General features: G+C 73.7%; 19 protein-coding genes. 7 read left to right on the top strand and 12 right to left on the bottom strand.

Annotation, left to right across the window (positions count from 1 at the left end):
* Positions 1-35: 35 nt before the first annotated feature.
* From WDV06_RS11980 to WDV06_RS11965, 4 genes are all read right to left on the bottom strand, one after another.
* Complete coding sequence (locus WDV06_RS11980) at positions 36-482, bottom strand: hypothetical protein (protein WP_395509662.1); 447 nt, start codon at positions 480-482, stop codon at positions 36-38.
* A gap of 161 nt (positions 483-643) precedes the next feature.
* Positions 644-1,141, bottom strand: coding sequence for a peptidylprolyl isomerase (locus WDV06_RS11975; RefSeq protein ID WP_395509661.1), 498 nt, complete (start codon positions 1,139-1,141; stop codon positions 644-646).
* Between the two features lie 143 nt (positions 1,142-1,284).
* The gene (locus tag WDV06_RS11970; RefSeq protein WP_395509660.1) at positions 1,285-3,771 is read right to left on the bottom strand and encodes an outer membrane protein assembly factor BamB family protein; all 2,487 of its coding nucleotides are present in this window, start codon (positions 3,769-3,771) and stop codon (positions 1,285-1,287) included.
* 90 nt (positions 3,772-3,861) lie between these two features.
* The gene (locus WDV06_RS11965; protein WP_395509659.1) at positions 3,862-4,701 is read right to left on the bottom strand and encodes a VOC family protein; all 840 of its coding nucleotides are present in this window, start codon (positions 4,699-4,701) and stop codon (positions 3,862-3,864) included.
* A gap of 308 nt (positions 4,702-5,009) precedes the next feature.
* Here WDV06_RS11965 and WDV06_RS11960 point away from each other — a divergent pair, with 308 nt between their 5' ends.
* Complete coding sequence (locus WDV06_RS11960; RefSeq protein ID WP_395509658.1) at positions 5,010-5,657, top strand: TetR family transcriptional regulator; 648 nt, start codon at positions 5,010-5,012, stop codon at positions 5,655-5,657.
* Positions 5,658-5,711: 54 nt separating this feature from the next.
* On the opposite strand, the gene WDV06_RS11955 is transcribed toward WDV06_RS11960, so the two are convergent.
* Positions 5,712-6,197, bottom strand: coding sequence for a nitroreductase family deazaflavin-dependent oxidoreductase (locus WDV06_RS11955; RefSeq protein ID WP_395509657.1), 486 nt, complete (start codon positions 6,195-6,197; stop codon positions 5,712-5,714).
* On the bottom strand, positions 6,197-7,435 hold the full coding sequence (locus tag WDV06_RS11950; RefSeq protein WP_395509656.1) for an acyl-CoA dehydrogenase family protein: 1,239 nt from the start codon (positions 7,433-7,435) through the stop codon (positions 6,197-6,199). The genes WDV06_RS11955 and WDV06_RS11950 overlap by 1 nt, the downstream gene beginning before the upstream one ends.
* A gap of 141 nt (positions 7,436-7,576) precedes the next feature.
* On the opposite strand from WDV06_RS11950, the gene WDV06_RS11945 reads away from it, so the two are divergent.
* On the top strand, positions 7,577-8,791 hold the full coding sequence (locus WDV06_RS11945) for a thiolase C-terminal domain-containing protein (RefSeq protein WP_395509655.1): 1,215 nt from the start codon (positions 7,577-7,579) through the stop codon (positions 8,789-8,791).
* A 29-nt stretch (positions 8,792-8,820) separates the two neighbouring features.
* On the opposite strand, the gene WDV06_RS11940 is transcribed toward WDV06_RS11945, so the two are convergent.
* The gene (locus WDV06_RS11940) at positions 8,821-9,129 is read right to left on the bottom strand and encodes a protealysin inhibitor emfourin (protein ID WP_395509654.1); all 309 of its coding nucleotides are present in this window, start codon (positions 9,127-9,129) and stop codon (positions 8,821-8,823) included.
* Complete coding sequence (locus WDV06_RS11935; RefSeq protein WP_395509653.1) at positions 9,126-10,328, bottom strand: M4 family metallopeptidase; 1,203 nt, start codon at positions 10,326-10,328, stop codon at positions 9,126-9,128. The genes WDV06_RS11940 and WDV06_RS11935 overlap by 4 nt, the downstream gene beginning before the upstream one ends.
* A gap of 384 nt (positions 10,329-10,712) precedes the next feature.
* Between WDV06_RS11935 and WDV06_RS11930 the strand changes: the two genes are divergently transcribed.
* The 4 genes from WDV06_RS11930 (at position 10,713) to WDV06_RS11915 (ending at position 15,791) form a co-directional block, all read left to right on the top strand.
* Positions 10,713-13,652: an alpha/beta hydrolase gene (locus tag WDV06_RS11930; RefSeq protein WP_395509652.1), complete on the top strand. Its 2,940-nt coding sequence runs from the start codon at positions 10,713-10,715 to the stop codon at positions 13,650-13,652.
* A gap of 131 nt (positions 13,653-13,783) precedes the next feature.
* The gene (locus tag WDV06_RS11925; RefSeq protein WP_395509651.1) at positions 13,784-13,975 is read left to right on the top strand and encodes a hypothetical protein; all 192 of its coding nucleotides are present in this window, start codon (positions 13,784-13,786) and stop codon (positions 13,973-13,975) included.
* An 83-nt stretch (positions 13,976-14,058) separates the two neighbouring features.
* Complete coding sequence (locus WDV06_RS11920) at positions 14,059-14,868, top strand: 2OG-Fe(II)-dependent halogenase WelO5 family protein (protein ID WP_395509650.1); 810 nt, start codon at positions 14,059-14,061, stop codon at positions 14,866-14,868.
* 83 nt (positions 14,869-14,951) lie between these two features.
* Positions 14,952-15,791: a PhzF family phenazine biosynthesis protein gene (locus tag WDV06_RS11915; RefSeq protein ID WP_395509649.1), complete on the top strand. Its 840-nt coding sequence runs from the start codon at positions 14,952-14,954 to the stop codon at positions 15,789-15,791.
* Positions 15,792-15,814: 23 nt separating this feature from the next.
* Here the strand turns inward: WDV06_RS11915 and WDV06_RS11910 are convergent, their stop codons facing one another.
* A complete protein-coding gene (locus tag WDV06_RS11910) occupies positions 15,815-16,390 on the bottom strand; it encodes a hypothetical protein (protein WP_395509648.1) in 576 nt (191 codons plus the stop codon).
* Between the two features lie 93 nt (positions 16,391-16,483).
* Between WDV06_RS11910 and WDV06_RS11905 the strand changes: the two genes are divergently transcribed.
* The gene (locus tag WDV06_RS11905) at positions 16,484-17,152 is read left to right on the top strand and encodes a pyridoxine/pyridoxamine 5'-phosphate oxidase (protein WP_395509647.1); all 669 of its coding nucleotides are present in this window, start codon (positions 16,484-16,486) and stop codon (positions 17,150-17,152) included.
* Positions 17,153-17,232: 80 nt separating this feature from the next.
* Here WDV06_RS11905 and WDV06_RS11900 read toward each other — a convergent pair whose 3' ends face one another.
* The 3 genes from WDV06_RS11900 to WDV06_RS11890 all read right to left on the bottom strand — a co-directional run bounded on the left by WDV06_RS11900 (position 17,233) and on the right by WDV06_RS11890 (position 18,589).
* On the bottom strand, positions 17,233-17,526 hold the full coding sequence (locus WDV06_RS11900; protein WP_395509646.1) for a hypothetical protein: 294 nt from the start codon (positions 17,524-17,526) through the stop codon (positions 17,233-17,235).
* Between the two features lie 203 nt (positions 17,527-17,729).
* Entirely contained in the window at positions 17,730-18,140 is a 411-nt protein-coding gene (locus WDV06_RS11895) for a Zn-ribbon domain-containing OB-fold protein (RefSeq protein ID WP_395509645.1), read from the bottom strand.
* Entirely contained in the window at positions 18,137-18,589 is a 453-nt protein-coding gene (locus WDV06_RS11890) for a DoxX family membrane protein (RefSeq protein ID WP_395509644.1), read from the bottom strand. Before WDV06_RS11890 ends, WDV06_RS11895 begins: the two co-directional genes overlap by 4 nt.
* Positions 18,590-18,633: the final 44 nt, after the last annotated feature.

Below are 18,633 nucleotides of genomic sequence, written 5' to 3'. Positions count from 1 at the left end.
GCCGGTCGCCGGTCGGCCGGTCGCCGGTCGGCCGGTCAGCTGATCCTTCCGACCTGGCAGCGCTGGACCTCGTTCACCTTGCCGGCGTTGGACATCGCGACGGTGACCGTCTGGCTCTCGCGGGGCTTCAGCGTGAGGCGGACGGAGACCCGGTCGACGGTGCCGGCGTTGCCCTCGAAGGTGAGCGGGACGTCGACGGTGCGCTGGGTGTCCAGGTCGGACGTGACCTGGAGGACGGCCTTCGGACGTCCGGGCGCGGCGCAGGAGACGACCGTGGCGTGCGCGGGCGCGTCGCTCTTCTTGCCCTTGGCACTGCCGGTGCCGCTGGTGCCGCTGCTTGTGCCGGTGTTGTCGTTGCTGCTGCTGTGGCTGCTCTTGCCCGACGAGCAGCCGTGGCCGCCGCTGCTGCCTCCGTGCCTGCCGTGGGCCGAGAAGCCCGTGAGCGAGAGCACGACTCCGACGATCACTGCGGTGAATTTCACATGCCGACCGGCCACCATGGCGCGATTCCTTCCCCCGAGGACAACGGCGGAACACGCTACCAGTGGCCACCGACACCGACGATCTTGCTCAGTGCGGCCCGCACGGCGACGGCCCCGCTCCCCGGGAGGGGGCGGGGCCGTCGGCGTCCGTGAAGGGCGGATCAGGCGGCGTCGACCACGCCGGAGGCCGCGACCTCGATCTTGGCGCGGGTGGCGCCGGAGGGCGAGCCCAGCTTCTCGATGGCGTCGACCACGTCCTTGCCCTCGACGACCTCGCCGAAGACGACGTGCTTGCCGTCGAGCCACGGGGTGACGACCGTGGTGATGAAGAACTGCGAGCCGTTGGTGTTCTTGCCGGCGTTCGCCATCGACAGCAGGTACGGGCGGTCGTGCTTCAGCTCGAAGTTCTCGTCGGCGAACTTCTCACCGTAGATGCTCTTGCCGCCGGTGCCGTTCTGGCGGGTGAAGTCACCACCCTGGAGCATGAACTGCGGGATGACGCGGTGGAACGGGGAGCCCGCGTAGCCGAAGCCGTGCTGGCCGGTGGCCAGCTCGCGGAAGTTCTGGGCGGTCTTCGGGACGACCTCGTCGAAGAGGTTGAAGACGATGCGGCCGGCCGGCTGGCCGTCGATGTTGATGTCGAAGTAGACGTTGCTCATGGGTCCCATCCTGTCACTCCCGGTGCGGAATGCGACCCGGAGGGGCCCCGGAGCACGCTGACGGACCGCCCATGTGGGGTGTTACGGGCGGTTTCGGGATGCTTCCAGCCGGGCCGGGACGCCGTGCGCCCCGGCCCCTCCCGTCAGCCGCCCGTACGGGTGCCCGTGCCCTTGGCGGCGTCCAGTGCGTAGACGCAGCGGTCCTTGCTGCACGCGTACACCACGCCCGCCTCCGCCACCGGCGCACCGGTGATCTCGCCGCCCGTGGCCAGCTTCCAGCGCAGCTGCCCGCCCGCCGCGTCCAGGGTGTACAGGCAGTGGTCGGCCGACCCGAAGTGGACCCGGCCGTCGGCCACGACCGGCGGGCCGGTGATCTCCCCGCCGGCCGCGAACCGCCATTTGGGGGTGCCGGTGACCGCGTCGAGGGTGTACAGGGCGCTGCCCGCGCCCAGGTGGACGTTGCCGCCGGCCACCAGCACCGGGTCCGCCGCGGGGCGCGGCTCGGTGGCGATGCGCCAGCGGTCCTTGCCGGTGGCGGCGTCCAGGGCGTAGACGGTGCCCAGGTAGTCGGCGAGGTAGACCCCGCCGCCGGTGACCGCGGGGCCCGGCGCGAACGCGGGCGGGGCCAGGAACACGGCGGGCGCCTCGAAGTGCCAGCGCACCCGGCCCGAGGCGCGGTCGACGGACAGCACCCGGGTGCCGGCGGCCACGTACACGTTGCCGTCGGGGGCGGGGGTGACCCGGACCGGGACGTTCCCGCAGGAGGCCGCGTCGCCGACCGGGTACGACCAGGCCTCCAGTCCGGAGCGGGCGTCGAGGGCGCGCAGCCGGGCGTCCTGCCAGACGTAGACCGTGCCGTCGTGGAGGACGGGGGCCGCCTCCGGCGTCTCGAAGTCGGACTGGGCGCCGCTCAGCTCCCACAGCTTCTGCCCGTTGGAGGCCTCCCAGCCCTGGACGCCGCCGCCGCGCGTGGCGGTGAGGACGGTGCCCCGCTCGGCGCGCAGGGCGTACACCCAGGCGTCGGCGTTCAGCCGCCAGCGCTCGGAGCCGTCCTTGGCGTCGAGGGCGAACAGGGAGGGCCCGTCGGAGGCGTGGATGCGGCCGTCGGCGACCGCCATGGACCAGGCGACGTCACGGGTCTTGAACTGGCGCCGCCCGCTGCCGACGTCCAGGGCGTGCACCTCGAAGGAGGTCACGTACAGCAGGTCACCCGCGACGGTCGGGGTCCCCCACACCTCGTTCGACATGCGGAAGCGCCACGGCCGCCAGCGCCCGCTGTCCGGTGACGGACCGGGGGCCGGTACCGACGGGGTCGCCACCGGGGCCGCGGCGGACGCCGGCACGCCGGCCGGCGGCCGCACCCAGCCGGTCGCCGAGTCGGAGGCGGCGAGCCCGGCCGGGGCCGAGGCCGTGGCGCGCGGGCCGGGGCCGATCGGCACCGGGGAGGCGCCGAGGCTCACGGGCGCGCCCGACGGCGCGGAGACGGGCGCCATCGGCGGCCGGTCCGGGCGCGGCGGCAGGGCCTGCCCGGTCCGCGGGTCGGTGAAGGGGTCGGCGGTGCCGCGCGCGGGCCTGCGGTGCGTGGCGGGCCCCGACAGGGGCGGCGCCGGGGAGTGGCCGGGGGCGGGCGCGTGCCCGGAGGCCGGCGCGTGCCCGGAGGCGGGAGCGGCCGCGGAGCCGCCCCGCGGGGCCCGCGAGGGGCCGCCCGGGGACGGCACGCCGGGGGCGGGCGTGCGGTGGCCGGCGCGCCGGGCCTCGATCATGGCGACGGCACGCGCCGGGAGCCACGCCGAGGCGGTCCCGCTGTCGTCGCCGCCGTCGAAGAGGTGCGGGGCCAGCTGCGCCTGGAGGTCGGCCGGGGTTGGGCGCTGGGTGGCCTCCATCTGCATGCAGGAGTCGATCAGCGGCCGCAGCTCGTCCGGCAGCCCGTCGAGGTTGGGGCCCTCGCGCAGCAGCATGAACACCGTCTCGACCGGGTTCGCCCCGTGGTACGGCGGGTGCCCGGTCGCGGCGAAGACGAGGGTGGAGCCGAGCGAGAACACGTCGCTGGCGCCCTTGACGCTGCGCGAGTCCTTGGCCTGCTCCGGCGACATGTAGGCGGGGGTGCCGACGGCCACGTTCGTCATCGTCAGCCGCGTGTTGGACACGCCGCTGGCGATGCCGAAGTCGATCACGCGCGGCCCGTCCTCGACGACCAGCACGTTGGACGGCTTCAGGTCGCGGTGGACCAGGCCCGCCCCGTGGATGGACTGCAGCGCCTCGGCGATGCCGGCCGCGAGCCACCGTACGGCCTGGACGGGCATCGGCCCGCACTCGTTGACGATCTCCTCCAGCGAGGGCGCCGGCACGTACGCGGTCGCCAGCCACGGCACGGCCGCGCGCGGGTCGGCGTCGACCACGGCCGCGGTGTAGAAGCCGGACACCGCGCGGGCCGCCTCCACCTCGCGCGTGAACCGCACGCGGAAGAGCTGGTCCTCGGCGAGCTCGGTGCGCACCGTCTTGATCGCGACGCGCCGGCCGGACGCCGACCGCGCGAGATAGACCAGCCCCATGCCGCCGGCGCCGAGCCGTCCCAGCACCTCGAAGGGGCCGATCCGTCTCGGGTCGTGCTGCGTCAGCTGCTCCACCACTCGCCTCCACACCTCCCCGTACGAGCCCTCTGCCCGGGCCCGCTGTCCGACTCCGGGCCCGTGGCCGGGAGTCGCGCAATCCTGATTCTGTCAGGCCCGCGCCCGGTCCGGCCCCGGCTCCGGGTCTCCGTCGCCGCGCGGCTCCGACAGGAGGGCGAAGACGGCCCCCTGATTGTCGGCGACGACGGCGATCCGGCCGTACGGCGTGTCGAACGGATCGGCGGTGACGCGGCCGCCGAGGCGCTGCACCGTGGCCACGCTCGCGTCGCAGTCGGGGACGGCGAAGTAGGCCAGGAAGTGGGCGGGCATGATCTCCGGGAAGGCGTCGGTGATCAGGCTGCGGCCGAGGACGGCGGTGGCGGCGCCGGGCGCGCTGCCGGGCGGGGACCACAGGCGGTACTCGGCGGCCGGTTCGGCGGGGGCGCCGGGGTCGCCCTGGTCCTCGGGGACGTAGCCGAAGACCGTGGCGTAGAACACGTCGACCGCGTCGCGGGCGCGGGTGTAGAGCTCGGCCCAGCAGTAGGTGTACGGCTCGTCCTGCGCCTCGAAGCCGTGGTGGGTGCCGGGCTGCCAGAGTCCGAAGACGGCCCCGCCGGGGTCGGCGGCCATGGCGGCGGTTCCGTAGGGGCCGACGGGCTGGGGGTCCATCACCATCTGGCCGCCGGCGGCGCGGATGCGGGCCGCGCAGGCGTAGGCGTCGGAGGTGTACAGGTAGACGCCCCAGACGGTGGGCATGCGGCCGTCGGGCTTGGGGGCGAGGGCGGCGACGTTGCGGCCGCGGCTGTAGGCCTGGGTGTAGCCGCCGTACGCGGGGCCCGCGCTCTCGCCGAAGGTCCACCCGAAGAGCTCGCCGTAGAAGCGCTTGCCCGCCTCCACGTCGGGCAGCGAGGCGTCGACCCAGCAGGGGGAGCCTTCCGCGAATGCGACCATGGGGAGGTTCCTTCCGTTTGTGCAGGGTCGTCCCTGTTGGACATGGTCCGCCCGAAAGGTTGTCCACACCCTGTTGATAAGACTATTCGGGGGATAAGCCGCGATACGGAGGGGGGTCCGCCGGTCGCGCGGAGGTGCGGGAGCACGGTGGACGCGCGGTTCCCGGCACGGGAGCACCGGGCTGCGCGGCGGCCGGAATCCGCCGCCGCGGAAGGCCCCGCGCACGCTCCCTGGCTGGTCGGTGGGGCCGTAACCCCATTTGCAGGCGGCCGAATAGCGCGCCGGAGCCCCCTCGGTAAGCTGACGGCATGACAGGACAAGTACGCACCGTCGACGGGCGTGTCGCCGGCCGGCGCGGCCAGGCGACGCGGCAGAAGCTGCTCGACTGCCTCAGCGAGATGCTCAGCACCTCGCCGTACCGCGACGTCAAGGTGATCGACGTCGCGCGCAAGGCCGGTACCAGCCCCGCCACCTTCTACCAGTACTTCCCGGACGTCGAAGGCGCCGTCCTGGAGATCGCCGAGCAAATGGCGACGGAGGGCGCGCAGTTGACGGCGCTCGTCGAGGGCCGCACCTGGGTCGGCAAGGCCGGCTGGGCGGCGGCCGAGGAACTCGTCGAAGGATTCCTGGACTTCTGGCGGCGCAACGACGCGATCCTGCGCGTGGTCGACCTCGGCGCGGCCGAGGGCGACAAGCGGTTCTACAAGATCCGCATGAAGATCCTGAACTCGGTCACCAACTCCCTTACGGAGTCCATGAAGGAGCTCCAGGCCAAGGGCAGGGTCGACAAGGACCTCAGCCCGGCGGCGATGGCCGGCTCGCTGGTGGCGATGCTGGCCGCGGTCGCCTCGCACCAGAAGGGCTTCCAGACCTGGGGTGTCAAGCAGGCGGAGCTCAAGCCGAACCTGGCGCTGCTCGTGCACCTGGGCATCACCGGCAAGAAGCCGACCAGGTGACGGCGGACCCCTCCGGGGGGCCCGCCGCCGGCGCAGGCTCCCGTAGGACCGCGGTCAGCGCCGCTCCAGGCGGAACAGCCTGATCTCGCGCTCGATGCGCGCCTGGTACGTCGCGTACGGCGGCCAGAACTCCAGCACCGCCCGCCACGCCTCCGCCCGTTCGGCCCCCTCCAGCAGGCGGGCCCGTACCGGGATGTCCCGCCCCTGCCAGTTCACGTCCGCGTCCGGGTTCCTGAGCAGGTTCCCGGTCCAGGCCGGGTGGCCGGGGCGGCCGAAGTTGGACCCGATGAGCAGCCAGCTCGCGCCTCCGTCCTCCGGCATGCACGCGAGCGGAGTGGTCCGGGGCTCACCGCTCCTCGCACCCCGGGCGGTCAGGATCACCCCGGGCAGCATCCGGGCGCTGAGCAGCACCCTTCCGCCGGTGAGGCGGTGGACCGCCTTGTCCATGGCGGGGATGAAGTGCGGGGCGATCCTGGCGAAGAGGCGGGTCGAGGAGACCTTCTGCACGAGCTTGACGGGGAGGGTCGCACCGGGAGCCATCAGACGGCCGCCTTCTCGGGAGTCGCGGAGGGGTCGGAGGTCGCCGGGCCGGCCGCGGCGAAGAGGCCGGCCTGCTGCGCGGCGTGCCCGCGGAGCCGGTGGACCGGGCCGAAGAGCAGTTCGTCGCCGGCCGCCCGCTTGAAGTAGAGGTGGGCGTCGTGCTCCCAGGTGAAGCCGATGCCGCCGTGCAGCTGGATGGCCTCGCCCGCGGTGACCCGCAGGGCTTCCAGCGCCTGCGCGAGGGCCAGGCCGCCCTGCTCGGCGTCCCAGGCGGCGTAGTAGACGGCGGAGCGGGCCGCCTGGACCTGGACGTAGAGGTCGGCGAGGCGGTGCTTGACCGCCTGGAAGGAGCCGACGGGCCGTCCGAACTGCTCGCGCCGGCGCACGTGGTCCACGGTGCGGGCCAGCGCGTGCCCGGCCGCGCCGACCGCCTCGGCGGCGAGGACGGCGGCGGCGTGCCGGCCGGCGGCCGTCAGGGCGGCGAGGGGGTCGGGGGCGGCGCCGGGGGCGGTGCCGGGGTCGGGGTCGGCGCCGAGCAGTTCGGCCGGGACGTCCCGCAGCTGGACGCGTCCCTGCGGGCGCGTCTCGTCGAGGGTCGTCTGCCGGGCCCGTACGAGTCCGGGCGCGTCGCCCCGTACGAGGAACAGCAGCGTCCGGGCCCGGGCGAAGCCGCCGGTGTGCGCGGCGACCAGGAGCAGGCCTGCGCTGTGCCCGTCGAGGACCTGGGCGACCTCCCCGTAGAGCCGCCAGCCGCCGGCCACGGCCCGGGCCTGCACCCCGCCCGCCCGGCCCCCGCCGGCCCAGTCGCCGGGGGCGTTGTCGCCGGTCAGGGCGAGGGCCGTGGACAGGGCGGGGCCCGGGACGGCGAGCGCGGCGGTCAGCTCCCCGGCCGCGAGCGCGGGCAGCAGGGCCGAGCGCTGGGCGGCGGTGCCGAGGGCGGCGACCAGCGGGGCGGCGAGCGCGGCGGTGGCCAGCAGCGGGGAGGGCAGCAGCACGCGCCCGGTCTCCTCGCAGGCCAGCACCAGGTCGGCGGGCGCGCAGCCGACGCCGCCGTACTCCTCGGCGATGGCCAGGCCGGGCAGGCCGAGCCGCCGGGAGAGCTGCTGCCACAGCCCGGGGTCGTGTCCGGCGCCGGTCCGGACGGCGGCTTTGACCTCGTCCGGGCCGCAGTGTTTGGCCAGGATCTCGCGCAGGGTACGGCGCATCTCGTCCTGCTCCGCGGTGAAGGCGGCATCCATCGTCGAGGCTCCTCCCGTTTCTGACGGGGCGTCATGTTAGGGCGGCGGGGCCGAGATGCACAGGGTGCGGAGGACGCACCTTGGGGGCGGACGCGGGGCGCGGGGTTACATCTGACGTATCGTCAGATGTACCGTCCTTCCATGCCTGGACCCCTGTCTGCACCGCCCGTGCCCCCGTCCCTTCCCGCACCCCGCCGCCGGGTCGCGGTGGTCGGCGTCGCCCTCTCGGACTGCGGCCGGGTCGACGGCCCGACCCCCTACGCCCTGCACGCCCAGGCCGCCCGCCGGGCCCTGGCCGACTCCGGTCTGGACCGCTCCGTCATCGACGGCTTCGCCTCGGCCGGCCTCGGCGTCCTCGCCCCGGTGGAGGTGGCCGAGTACCTCGGCCTGCGGCCCGCCTGGGTCGACTCGACGTCCGTCGGCGGATCGACGTGGGAGGTGATGGCCGCCCACGCCGCCGACGCCATCGCCGCCGGCCACGCCAACGCCGTCCTGCTGGTCTACGGGTCGACGGCCCGCGCCGACGTCAAGGCCCGGCGGCGCACGTCGAACCTGTCGTTCGGGTCGCGGGGGCCGCTCCAGTTCGAGGTGCCGTACGGGCACACGCTGGTGGCGAAGTACGCCATGGCCGCACGCCGGCACATGCACGAGTACGGGACGACGCTGGAACAGCTCGCCTCCGTGGCCGTCCAGGCACGGGCGAACGCGGCGGCCAACCCCGACGCGATGTTCCGCGACCCGATCACCGTCGAGGACGTCCTCACGTCCGACCCGATCGCCGACCCCTTCACCAAGCTGCACTGCTGCATCCGCTCGGACGGCGGCTGCGCGGTGCTCCTGGCGGCGGAGGAGTACGTACCGGACAGCGCGAAGACCCCGGTCTGGGTCCTGGGAACCGGCACGTCCGTGTCCCACACCACGATGTCGGAGTGGGAGGACTTCACGGTCTCCCCCGCGGCCGTCTCGGGCCGTCTCGCCTTCGCCCGCGCGGGGCTCACCCCGGCCGACGTCGACCTCGCCGAGATCTACGACGCCTTCACGTACATGACCCTGGTGACACTGGAGGACCTCGGCTTCTGCGCCAAGGGGGAGGGCGGATCCTTCGTGGGGAAGGGCCGCCTGCTGCGGGACGGGGAGCTCCCGGTCAACACCGACGGCGGCGGCCTGTCGGCCTGCCACCCGGGCATGCGCGGCCTGTTCCTGCTGGTGGAGGCCGTCCGCCAGCTGCGCGGCGAGGCGGGCCCGGACCGCCAGGTCACCAGGCGGGGCGGCGAAGGCCTGCCCGAGGTGGCCCTGGCGTCGGGCACGGGGGGCTGGTTCTGCTCATCGGGGACGGTGCTGCTGGGGCGCGGCTGAGGGGGTGCGCGGCCCTCGCGAGCACGTGCTCAGCGACGAGGGGATCCGCCGGCCGTACGCGCCCTGAGCCAGGTGAGCAGGCTCCTGAAGGCCGGGGTCATGGTGGCGTCCGACTGTTCGAGGGTCGTCGTTCGAGGCCCGTCCTCCATCGTGATCGTGTAGCCCATCGCGTCTCTCGCGCCGCCGTCCGCGGCCGCCGCGGGGTCCGCCGCGGCGGCTGCGATCAGGCGGCCCAGTTCCGCTGCCGCGGCGGCGGGCAGGGCAGCCGTGTCCAGGACCTCGGGCGGGCGGCGGCTCGCCGCCGCCAGCCCGCCGTACGTCTCCAGCGTCACCTTCACCTGGTGGCCTTCATCGTGGCCAGGTCCTTGGCCAGCGCCGTCACCTTGGCGTTCAGCTCCCCGAGCTGGCGGGACAGGGCCGCGATGCCGTCCTCGCGGCCCACGCGGCCGTTCCCGCTGACGGCGAAGGCCCGGGCCTTGGGGACACCGCTGATCTGGATCTCCACCCCGGCCCATGCCGCCAGCACGGCCGACTGTTCGGGGCTGCCGGCCCCGAACAGCTCCCCGGCCTTCTGGAAGGTGGTGTCGGCGAAGTCCTGGAAGCTCGCGTCGGCGGTCGACGCCCTGAGCGCGTCGTACCAGACGTGTCCCGCGCCCTCCCACGCGAATCCGCCGATGCCCACGGCGGCCAGGTAGAACGCCTTGTTCGGGATGCCGGAGTTGAAGTGCACCCCGCCCGAGTCCCCCCTCGGCGTGTCGGGCAGGTGCATGAACTTGCTCATGCGGTCGGGCTGGGGGTCCCTGCCGAACTGGGGGTTGTCGTACGCCTGGCCCGGCTCCTTCAGCGACCGCAGGGCGTCACCACCGATTCCCGGGGTCCACACCTCGGCGCCGATCTTCCAGTCGGCGTCCTCGGCCCGCTGCTTCAGCGACCACTGCTTGACCAGTGAACCGAATACGTCCGACATCGATTCGTTCAGGGCCCCGGACTGGTTGTGGTATTCGAGTCCGGCGGTGCTCTCGGTGACGCCGTGCGTCAGCTCGTGGGCGATCACGTCGAGGGATCCGGTGAGATTGCCGAACTCCTTCCCGTCCCCGTCACCGAAGATCATCTGCCGGCCGTCCCAGAACGCGTTGTTGTACTGCACGTCGAAATGCACGTAGCCGTCCAGGCGCATTCCGTTGTCGTCGATCGAATTGCGCCGGAAGACCTCCCGGTAGAAATCGCGCGTCAGGCCCAGCCCGTCGAAGGCCCGGTCGACCGCCGTGTCCGCGGACTCCGGTCCGTCTTCCGTCCTGACCAGGGTGGCGCGGCGCAGCGTCACCCCCTCGTCGCAGTCGAAAATGGTGCGCCGCCCGTCACCGGCGGTGGCGGTCGCCCCCGCGAGGGACGCGCGGACCATGCGTTCACCCCGCAGTCGGGCGGTGGTCAGCAGGGTGTCCAGGGCGGCCTGTCGGACGTCGTTGTCCGGGCTTTCCAAGAGCTTGTCGAGAATGTACGGAGGAATGATGCAGTTGATCGGGCGGGTCCTGCTCATGGGGCACCTCCTGAGCGAGAGGACCGACGGTTAAGAATTCATCATTTGACATTTCATCATTTGCGCGAGGGTGATCCCGGAACGCGAGCGGGCGCCGTTTCACGCCAATACCACCAGTCTTGCTCCGCCGCCAGTCGTCAGCAACCGCCGGTGCGCCCCCGCGGGGGCGCGGGGGCCGGACGGGGGCACGATCGGGCGGGGTCGGAGGACGCCGGGGGACGCGGGGGCGTCCGCCGGCGGGCCGGCCGCCGCCGTCCCGTTTCCGGGCGCGTCCCGTTGTGGTTCGCCCGGACGCGCCTCATGCATCATTGACCCGGCCGGTTCTCTTCATCTGCGACCGAATTCCATCTGCTTCAACACCCTTCATGGCTGCGGAGGTTCGCGATGGCGGTACGGACACGCGTCCACCTCGTGCTGGTGCACGGCCTGTTCTCCTCCGCACGCGTGTGGACGGCGTTCCACGGGCTCCTGGCCACCGACCCCGAGCTCGCGGGCTGGCTCAGCGTCCACCGCTTCCGGTACGACTCCCCCCTCGTGCGCCTGCGCCCCGACCGGCGCGTAGCCGAGACCGACGACATCGCCGACCAGTTCGGCACCTTCCTGGAGACCGAACTCGCCGACGCCGAGCGGATCGTCATCGTCACCCACAGCCAGGGCGGCCTCGTCGTCCAGCGCTTCCTCGCCCGGAAGCTGTGGAACGGCGAAGGGCGCGACCTGCACCGCATCAAGCACTTCACCATGTTCGCCTGCCCCAACACCGGCTCCGGGTTCTTCCTCACCGTCCGCAAACGGCTCAAGCTCTGGCACCACCCGCAGGAGAGGCAGCTGCGCCCCTTCGACCGGGCGGTGACCGAGGCGCAGCGGACGGTGCTGAGCGCGGTGGTGCACGCCCGCTCCCACGGCGACCAGGAGTGCCCGATCCCCGTGCGCGCCTACGGCGGGTCGGCCGACGACATCGTGCCGCCCGTCGTCGCCCGCGGCGTGTTCCCCAAGGGCGGGGTGGTCACCGCCGACCACTTCTCGATCATCCAGCCCGCCGACCGCACCGCCGCCTCCTACCTGGCCGTCCGGAAGGCGCTGGAGCGGGTGGCCCAAGGGGAGGAGGCGGACGCCGAGTTCAGGGACATCGCCCTGCGCGTCCCCGGCCAGCCCGACGGGCGGCCCGAGCTTCCCGCGCCCGCCGCCGGCGAGCCGGACCTGGCGCCCTTCCCGCCGCCCCCGTACGGGCAGCTGGAGGAGGGCCAGCTGAAGGGGCAGGAACGGCTCGGGCTGGTGGCGGACCTGCTGTCGGAGCGGGCCCGCCGACAGGTCCACGTACTCGCCGGACTCGGCGGCTCCGGAAAGAGCCGGCTCGCCCTGGAGGCGGCCGACCGGGCGCAGCGCGACGGGCGCCGGGTGTGGTGGGTGTCGATGCCGGAGCTGAGCCTGCGGATGCGGATGATCGCCCGCGACCTGGGGGCCCCGTCGATCACGGTGGAACGGGCCTGGCTGCTGGGTACGGCCATGGACCTGGTCTGGACCCTGCTGAACGAGTGCCCCGACCCCTGGCTGCTGGTGTTCGACAACGCCGACGACCCCGACCGCCTCGGCCCCCGCGACGGCCCCGTCTCCAGCGGGACGGGCTGGCTGCGCAAGCCGCAGAACGCCCGCGGCACGGTGCTGGTCACCAGCCGGGTGCGTCGCCAGCAGGCCTGGGGCGACTGGACCCGCGTCCTGCCGGTACCGCTGCTGGACGAGACCGACGGCGCGTCCATGCTGCTGGAGCGGACCGGCGGTCTGGGCGGGACGAACGAGGACGCGCGCCGCCTGTCGCGCGAGCTGGGCGGGCTGCCGCTGGCGCTGCGCCACGCCGCCGACGTGATCCGGGCCGTCAGCGAGAGCCAGATCTCCCTGGCCACGGACATCCGCGACTTCGAGGCCTTCCGCGCCACGGTCGCCGCCCGCGTCGACCTCGCGGCGGGCCAGGACGGGCCGCACCTCAGCGAGCTGCTGGGGCGGGAGATCGTGGAGAAGTCCTGCGGGATCGCCCTGGACCTGCTGGGCGAGCGGGAGCTGGGGCAGGCGGCGGCCCTGCTGAAGGTGTTCGCCTGTCTGAGCATCGCCCCGATCCCCTACCGCTGCCTGCTGTCCGGCCCGGCGCTCGCCCGCTCCTCCCTCTTCCCCGGCGTGACCCCGGCGCGCACCGGCGCCGCCCTCGCGGGGCTGGAGGAGTTCGGGCTGGTGGAGGCGTACGAGCGGGAGGGCGTCGCGGAACGCGACCTGGCACACGTCCTGACCATGCACCCCGTGGTGCACGGGGTACTGCGCGAGGACGGGGAGGTGCGGGAGCGGTCCGCGGAGTACTACGGGCTGGCCGTGCAGCTGGTGCTGTCGGCGACCCATCTGCGCAATCCCGACCATCCGGCGAACTGGCCGCTGTGGGCGGCTCTCGCCCCGCACGCGCTGGAGGTGTCCCGGGCCTGTCTGCTCGGCGACCTCAAGCTGTCGGACCGCACGGTGCGCGCGGAGGCCCTGGAGCTGGCCCGGCTGACCTCCCGCTACCTGATCGCGACGGGGCTGCTGGGGTCGGCGTACGACCTGGTGCTGCCGATGGTGGAGCGCTGCGGCTCCTTCGGGTTCGACGTGGACGACCGGGAGATCCTGGGCCTGCGCCACGAGCAGGGCCGTATCCACCTGGACCGGGAGCAGCTGCCGCAGGCGGAGCGGGTGCTGGAGCAGGTGGTACGGGCCCGGACGCGGATTCTGGGCGAGAACCACGCCGACACGCTCGCCAGCCGGCACAAGCTGGCCCGTGCGATCAACGAGCAGTCCGGGCGGGAGGGCGAGGCGGAGGTGATGCTGCGCTCCATCGTGGCTGCGGAAAACGAGGTCCGGGGCCGGGAGCACTACGACACGTTGGTGATGCGCAACACCCTCGCCCGTACGATGCTCGCCCTCGGTTCGCACGCGGAGGCCGAGGCGGAGGCCCGGCAGATCCTGGACATCAGCCGGCGCAACCACTGGCCGCCGTCGACGCCGGAGATCCTGCGGGCGCGGGAGACGCTGACGCACGCGCTACTGCGCCAGGACCGGGCGCACGAGGCGGAGCAGGTGATCCGGGCGGCACTGCGCGACGCGTCGCAGCCGCCGGACTCGAACCTGGTGATGCGGTTCCGGTTCACGTTCGTGCTGGTGCTGCTGGGGATCCGGGGGCGTACGCCCGAAGCGGTGAACCAGCTGAAGGCCCTGGTGCGGGACCTGGACCGGGTGGTGACGTCGGAGCATCCGCTGTCGGTGCAGGCCAGGGCGCTCCTGGAGCGGACGCTGCGCGAGATGCCCACCTGAGGGACCGTCAAAACTGCGTAAGCACAGGCTGCTTGGACGGAACCCCGGCGGCCGGTGCGGGCTTGCGCGTAGCCTGACGGTGCCTCACCCTGTGTGACGCGTCCCACACCGAAATGCGCGGAGGTCCGCCGATGACCGCTGTCCCGGCCGATACGAACGACGACCAGTCCCTCAGATGGGGGGCGCCGGGCAGCCCGCTGGAGGAGCTCCAGGCGGAGGTCGGCCGGCGGATCGCGATGGAGGCCCTGGAGGCCGGCCGCCAGGCGCTGGAGCTCGACGCCAAGTCGGCCTTCCGTACGACCAGTGGGACGCATCCCGTGTAAGTGCTGTTGTTCTCTGTTGTCTTTCCGAGCGCCCGGGGGGCCGTCGAATGACGTCAGAACAAGCAGAACGATCCACGCGGGGCGTGTCGGCCGCCCCGGAACCGCCCCACGACCCGTTCTTCCGCGCCGTCACCGCGCCCGCCTTCACGCACGAGCTGCTCGCCGGGCTCGCCGCCGGCCGCTGCGCGGCGGTGCGGGTCCCGGGTTTCCTCTCCGAGGAGCGGTGCGCGGAGGTGCTCGCCGCGCTGGAGGCCCAGCCGTTCGACTCGTACCAGCAGGCCCGCATCGATCCGCCGGTGATGCGGTTCGGGGTGGGCGTCAGCGACCACATGGCGGACGGCGGGGTCGCCGAGGGTTACTGGAAGGCGCTGGAGGGCCACCACGAGGCCTGGCGGGGCCTGGGCCTGTCGTTCGACCCGTTCCGTACGAGCCGGGAGGCGCTCGCGGCGGCCTGGCCGGGCGGGGTGGAGGTCGGCCGCAGGGGCGGCCGGGCGATGGGCGACGGGGTGGCCCGGGAGCCGAACCAGGGGTTCCAGGTGCACTTCGACGACGCCCTGCGCGAGTACGAGGGGGATCTGCTGGACGTGCCGCTGATGGGGCAGTTCGCGTTCAACCTGTACCTGAGCGTGCCGCCCGAGGGCGGTGAGACGGTCATCTGGCGCCACCGCTGGCAGCCGCAGGACGAGGCGCACCGGCTGTCGGCGTACTACGGGTACGACGAGACGGTGGTGCGGGGCGCCGAGTCGATCGAGCTGGCCCCGCGCGTCGGGGAGGCGCTGCTGCTGGATCCGCGGTTCTTCCACGCGGTGCGGCCGAGCCGGGGGGCGCGGCGCATCGCCCTGGGGTTCGCGGTGGGCGTCGGAACGAACGGGCGACTGCTCACCTGGGCGTGAGCGCGGACCGGCCACGGCCTGCGTCAACTCACCTTTGACCGAATGGTTTTGACGCCCGGTAGGCGCACGGCTACGTTCCCCGCATGGACCTCTTGCGCTATGTGGCCTTCAGCACCGACCCGCTCGGCGGGAACCCCGCGGGTGTGGTGCTGGACGCCACCGGGATGGACGAGGCGGCGATGGCCGCCACCGCGGCGGACGTCGGCTATTCGGAGACGGCTTTCGTGGTTCCCCGGCAGGACGGGGAGCTCGACATCCGCTACTTCAGCCCGCAGACCGAGGTCCCGTTCTGCGGGCACGCCACCATCGCCACCGCCGTCGCACACGCCCAGCGGTACGGGGTGGGCCGGCTGCTGCTGCACACCCAGGCGGGCCCGGTGCCGGTGACCACCTCGGCGGGCCCGGACGGGGCGGTGGTCGCCACGCTGGTGAGCGTGGCGCCGCGCACGGCGGAGATCTCCGCGGCGGACCTGGCGGAGCTGCTGGCCGCGCTGCGCTGGTCGGCCGCCGACCTGGACCCGGAGCTGCCGCCGCGGGCGGCGTACGCGGGGGCCTGGCACCCGGTGATCGCGGCCGCGAGCCGGGAGCGGCTGGCGGACCTCGACTACGACATGGCGGCGCTGGGCGCGCTGATGGCCCGCCGGGACTGGACGACGATCACCCTGGTCCGGCGCGAGTCGCCGACGGTCTTCCACACCCGCAACCCCTTCCCGCCGGGGGGCGTGGTGGAGGACCCGGCGACGGGTGCGGCGTCCGCCGCGCTGGGCGGGTACCTGCGGAGCCTGGACCTGGTGGACGTCCCTGCGGTCCTCACCGTCCACCAGGGCGTGGACATGGGCCGGCCGAGCCTGATCACGGTCGGCGTGCCGGCGGACCCGGCGGCGGGCATCGAGGTGACGGGCACGGCGGTCCCGATCGCCTGATCCGGGCGGGCTCGGGGCCACGGCTACCAGTCCAGCGCGTCGAGGGGCCTTCCGTCGGGGGCGATACGCAGGTCGTGGTGGGCATGGTCGAAGTCGATCAGCCGGATGTGGGACGCGTCCCGCCACTGCGCCTCAAGGACGCCCCTGGGGTACGCGGGGGTGTACGAGGCCACCGGCCAGCGGCGTGCCGCGGGCAGCGGGCCGGTGTCGATGTGGATGCTCCAGGCCGCGTCGCCGAACCCGAGGCCCCGCTCCACGACCAGGCGCCGGCCGGAGCCGTCGGGGGCCGGGACGTCCCACTCCAGGCCGGGGAAGGGGTCGGCCACCACGGCGTACGCCGGGACCGCCAGCACCCCGGCGACGGCCGCCCCCGCCAGGCCGAGGGCGGCGCCCTTGCGCACCGCCGGACGGCGGGAGGTGAGCAGGGCGGCCCCGGTGAGGGCGACGGCCGCCAGGACGGCGGCGAGTACGGGGTGGTCCAGTTCGGCCGCGAGGGCGGCTCCTCCGGGCCGGTGGCAGCCGGCGGCGGCGAGAGCCGCCAGGACCACCGCCACGGCCACGGCGACCAGGGTGCGGGCGGCGGCTCGGGAGGTGCGCATGGGCCGCACCCTACGGGGAGCCCGGGCGGTGGCGGTCACCGGCCCGGCGGCCCGCGACGGGGCCGGACCCGACGGCCCCGTTAGCCTGGCGGCATGACCGGCGACGACTCCGAGTTCCACCAGGTCCTGCACTCCCTGCGCGTCTGGGACACCGTCCTGCCCGCCTTCGACGCGGCCTCGGCGCCCGCGGGGCCGGTGGAGCTGTTCCGGGAGTGGTTCGTGCACGCCGCCCGGGCGGGGCAGGCCGAACCCCACACGATGACCCTGGCGACGGCGGACGCGGACGGCCGGCCCGACGCGCGGATCCTGATGCTGCACGAGGCGGACGAGCGGGGCTGGCACTTCGCCTCGCACGCCACCAGCGCCAAGGGCCGCCAGTTGGCCGGGCGGCCGGAGGCGGCGCTGGTCTTCTACTGGCCGGCGGTGGGCCGGCAGGTCCGCGTCCGGGGCCGGGTCACCGCATGCGGGGAGCGGGAGAGCCGGGCGGACCTGGCGGTCCGCTCGCGCGGTGCGCTGGCGGCGGCGCTCACGGGCCGGCAGAGCGAGGTTCTGGGATCCCGGGAGGAGCTGGTGGAGGCTTCGGCGGCGGCCTGGGAGCGGGCGGGAACGGAGCCGGACGCCCCGGCGCCGACCTGGACCCGTTACGTCCTGGAGCCGGCGGAGGCGGAGTTCTTCCAGGGCGACGCCGCCCGCCGCCACGTCCGCCTGCGTTACCGCCGCGGCGGGTCCGGCGACTGGACCCGCGAGCTGCTCTGGCCGTGAACCCGGCCCCCTGCGGCGCGACGCGGGACGGCGCCCCCGCGGGAGTTCGCGGGGGCGCCGTCCGATGCTGCGGGGGCCGGTCAGCCCTTGCCGAAGCCGCCGGCGATCGGGCCGGCCGCGCACTGGCGCCACTCGTTCTGGAAGGTGTTGCTCATCCGGCCGATGTTCCCGCCGTGCGAGCGCAGGTAGTCGAAGATGCCCGCACAGTTCGCCGCCGTCGGGACGAACCGCGAGGTGCAGCTGTCACCGGCGCCGCCGCCGAAGTCGCAGCTGCCGGCGGCGGCCGGCGTGGCGGTGGCCAGGCCGAGGACCGGCAGGGCGATCGTGGCGGCGACGGCGACGGCGCCCGTCTTCAGCTTGCGCGAAATGCTCATCATTTCTGAATTTCCCCTCATTGAGCACAGAAGGCGTTTCCCGCGCCCTCCCCACACCACACGGTTTCAGCCCGTGTGACGGAACATCCCTGGTCAGAGGATGTGCGGTGGCGCTTTGCCTGGCCCGATCCTGTCGGTCCGCCCGCTGTGCGGACAAGAGAGTTGAGGGTTTTCAGAGCTCGACGCCCGAACAAACCACCCCTTCAGGGACGGAACACCGCGATCCACACCCCTTCGGCCGCCTCCCGGAAGGCCACCCGCAACGGCATGCCGACGCGCAGCTCCTCCGCCGGGCAGTCGACGACCTCGGTCATCATCCGGGGCCCCTCCTCCAGGTCCACGACGGCGGCCGTGTACGGGACCCTTTCGCCGAACGGCGGCAGGTCGTTGCGGTGGACCACCGACCAGGTGTAGAGGGTCGCGCGGCCGCTCGCCCCCTCCCAGGCCACCCGGTCCTCACCGGCCCAGCAGAAGGGGCAGAACTCGCGCGGGTAGTGGTGGGCGCGCCCGCAGTCGGCGCACCGCCGCAGCAGCAGCCGCCCCTCGGCGGCGGCGTCCCAGTAGGTGCGGGTGAACTCGTCGGACTCGGGGAGGTCGTACCGCACCGTGCTCACAGGAAGAGTCCGATCGCAGCGTCGAGGGACCAGGTCTGCCAGGCCATGGCGAAGAACGCCACGCCCGAGATGAGGGCCATCATGGCGTTCTGCCCCTGTTCGGCCCAGTCGTGGATCATCAGCACCAGGTAGAGCAGGTTCAGCAGCAGCCCGCCGATCAGGGCGACGGGGGTCAGGAACCCCAGCACCAGGCCGAGCCCCAGGGCGAGTTCCGCGTAGACGACGACGTACGCCATCAGCCGCGGCCGCGGTTGGACGACCGACGCGAAACCGGTCCTGACGAAGGACCACCGGTGCCTGCCGGCGACGTCGGCGGCCCAGGCGATGCCGGTGCCGCGCTCGAACCAGCCCTTCTTGTCCTTGTGCCGCCAGCTCTCCAGCCACCACAGGCCGAGGCCTGTGCGCAGCACGGCGAGCCATTCGGCCCCGCTGAGCCAGATGGTCTGCATGGACCGCCACCCTCCACTCGATCTGACGGTACGTCAGTTCAGCG

It is taken from the genome of Streptomyces racemochromogenes, assembly GCF_044129415.1.
In the GTDB taxonomy this organism is placed as follows: domain Bacteria; phylum Actinomycetota; class Actinomycetes; order Streptomycetales; family Streptomycetaceae; genus Streptomyces; species Streptomyces racemochromogenes_A.
The sequence above is the reverse complement of the archived record's forward strand: the minus strand, read 5'-3'. Positions and strand labels throughout refer to the sequence as shown.

Coding starts and splice junctions, on each gene's coding strand:
- WDV06_RS11960 (WP_395509658.1), top strand. CDS start 5,010: ATGACAGGACAAGTACGCACCGTCGACGGGCGTGTCGCCGGCCGGCGC.
- WDV06_RS11900 (WP_395509646.1), bottom strand. CDS start 17,526: ATGAGCATTTCGCGCAAGCTGAAGACGGGCGCCGTCGCCGTCGCCGCC.
- WDV06_RS11955 (WP_395509657.1), bottom strand. CDS start 6,197: ATGGCTCCCGGTGCGACCCTCCCCGTCAAGCTCGTGCAGAAGGTCTCC.
- WDV06_RS11945 (WP_395509655.1), top strand. CDS start 7,577: ATGCCTGGACCCCTGTCTGCACCGCCCGTGCCCCCGTCCCTTCCCGCA.
- WDV06_RS11935 (WP_395509653.1), bottom strand. CDS start 10,328: ATGAGCAGGACCCGCCCGATCAACTGCATCATTCCTCCGTACATTCTC.
- WDV06_RS11905 (WP_395509647.1), top strand. CDS start 16,484: ATGACCGGCGACGACTCCGAGTTCCACCAGGTCCTGCACTCCCTGCGC.
- WDV06_RS11975 (WP_395509661.1), bottom strand. CDS start 1,141: ATGAGCAACGTCTACTTCGACATCAACATCGACGGCCAGCCGGCCGGC.
- WDV06_RS11930 (WP_395509652.1), top strand. CDS start 10,713: ATGGCGGTACGGACACGCGTCCACCTCGTGCTGGTGCACGGCCTGTTC.
- WDV06_RS11950 (WP_395509656.1), bottom strand. CDS start 7,435: ATGGATGCCGCCTTCACCGCGGAGCAGGACGAGATGCGCCGTACCCTG.
- WDV06_RS11965 (WP_395509659.1), bottom strand. CDS start 4,701: ATGGTCGCATTCGCGGAAGGCTCCCCCTGCTGGGTCGACGCCTCGCTG.
- WDV06_RS11890 (WP_395509644.1), bottom strand. CDS start 18,589: ATGCAGACCATCTGGCTCAGCGGGGCCGAATGGCTCGCCGTGCTGCGC.
- WDV06_RS11925 (WP_395509651.1), top strand. CDS start 13,784: ATGACCGCTGTCCCGGCCGATACGAACGACGACCAGTCCCTCAGATGG.
- WDV06_RS11910 (WP_395509648.1), bottom strand. CDS start 16,390: ATGCGCACCTCCCGAGCCGCCGCCCGCACCCTGGTCGCCGTGGCCGTG.
- WDV06_RS11915 (WP_395509649.1), top strand. CDS start 14,952: ATGGACCTCTTGCGCTATGTGGCCTTCAGCACCGACCCGCTCGGCGGG.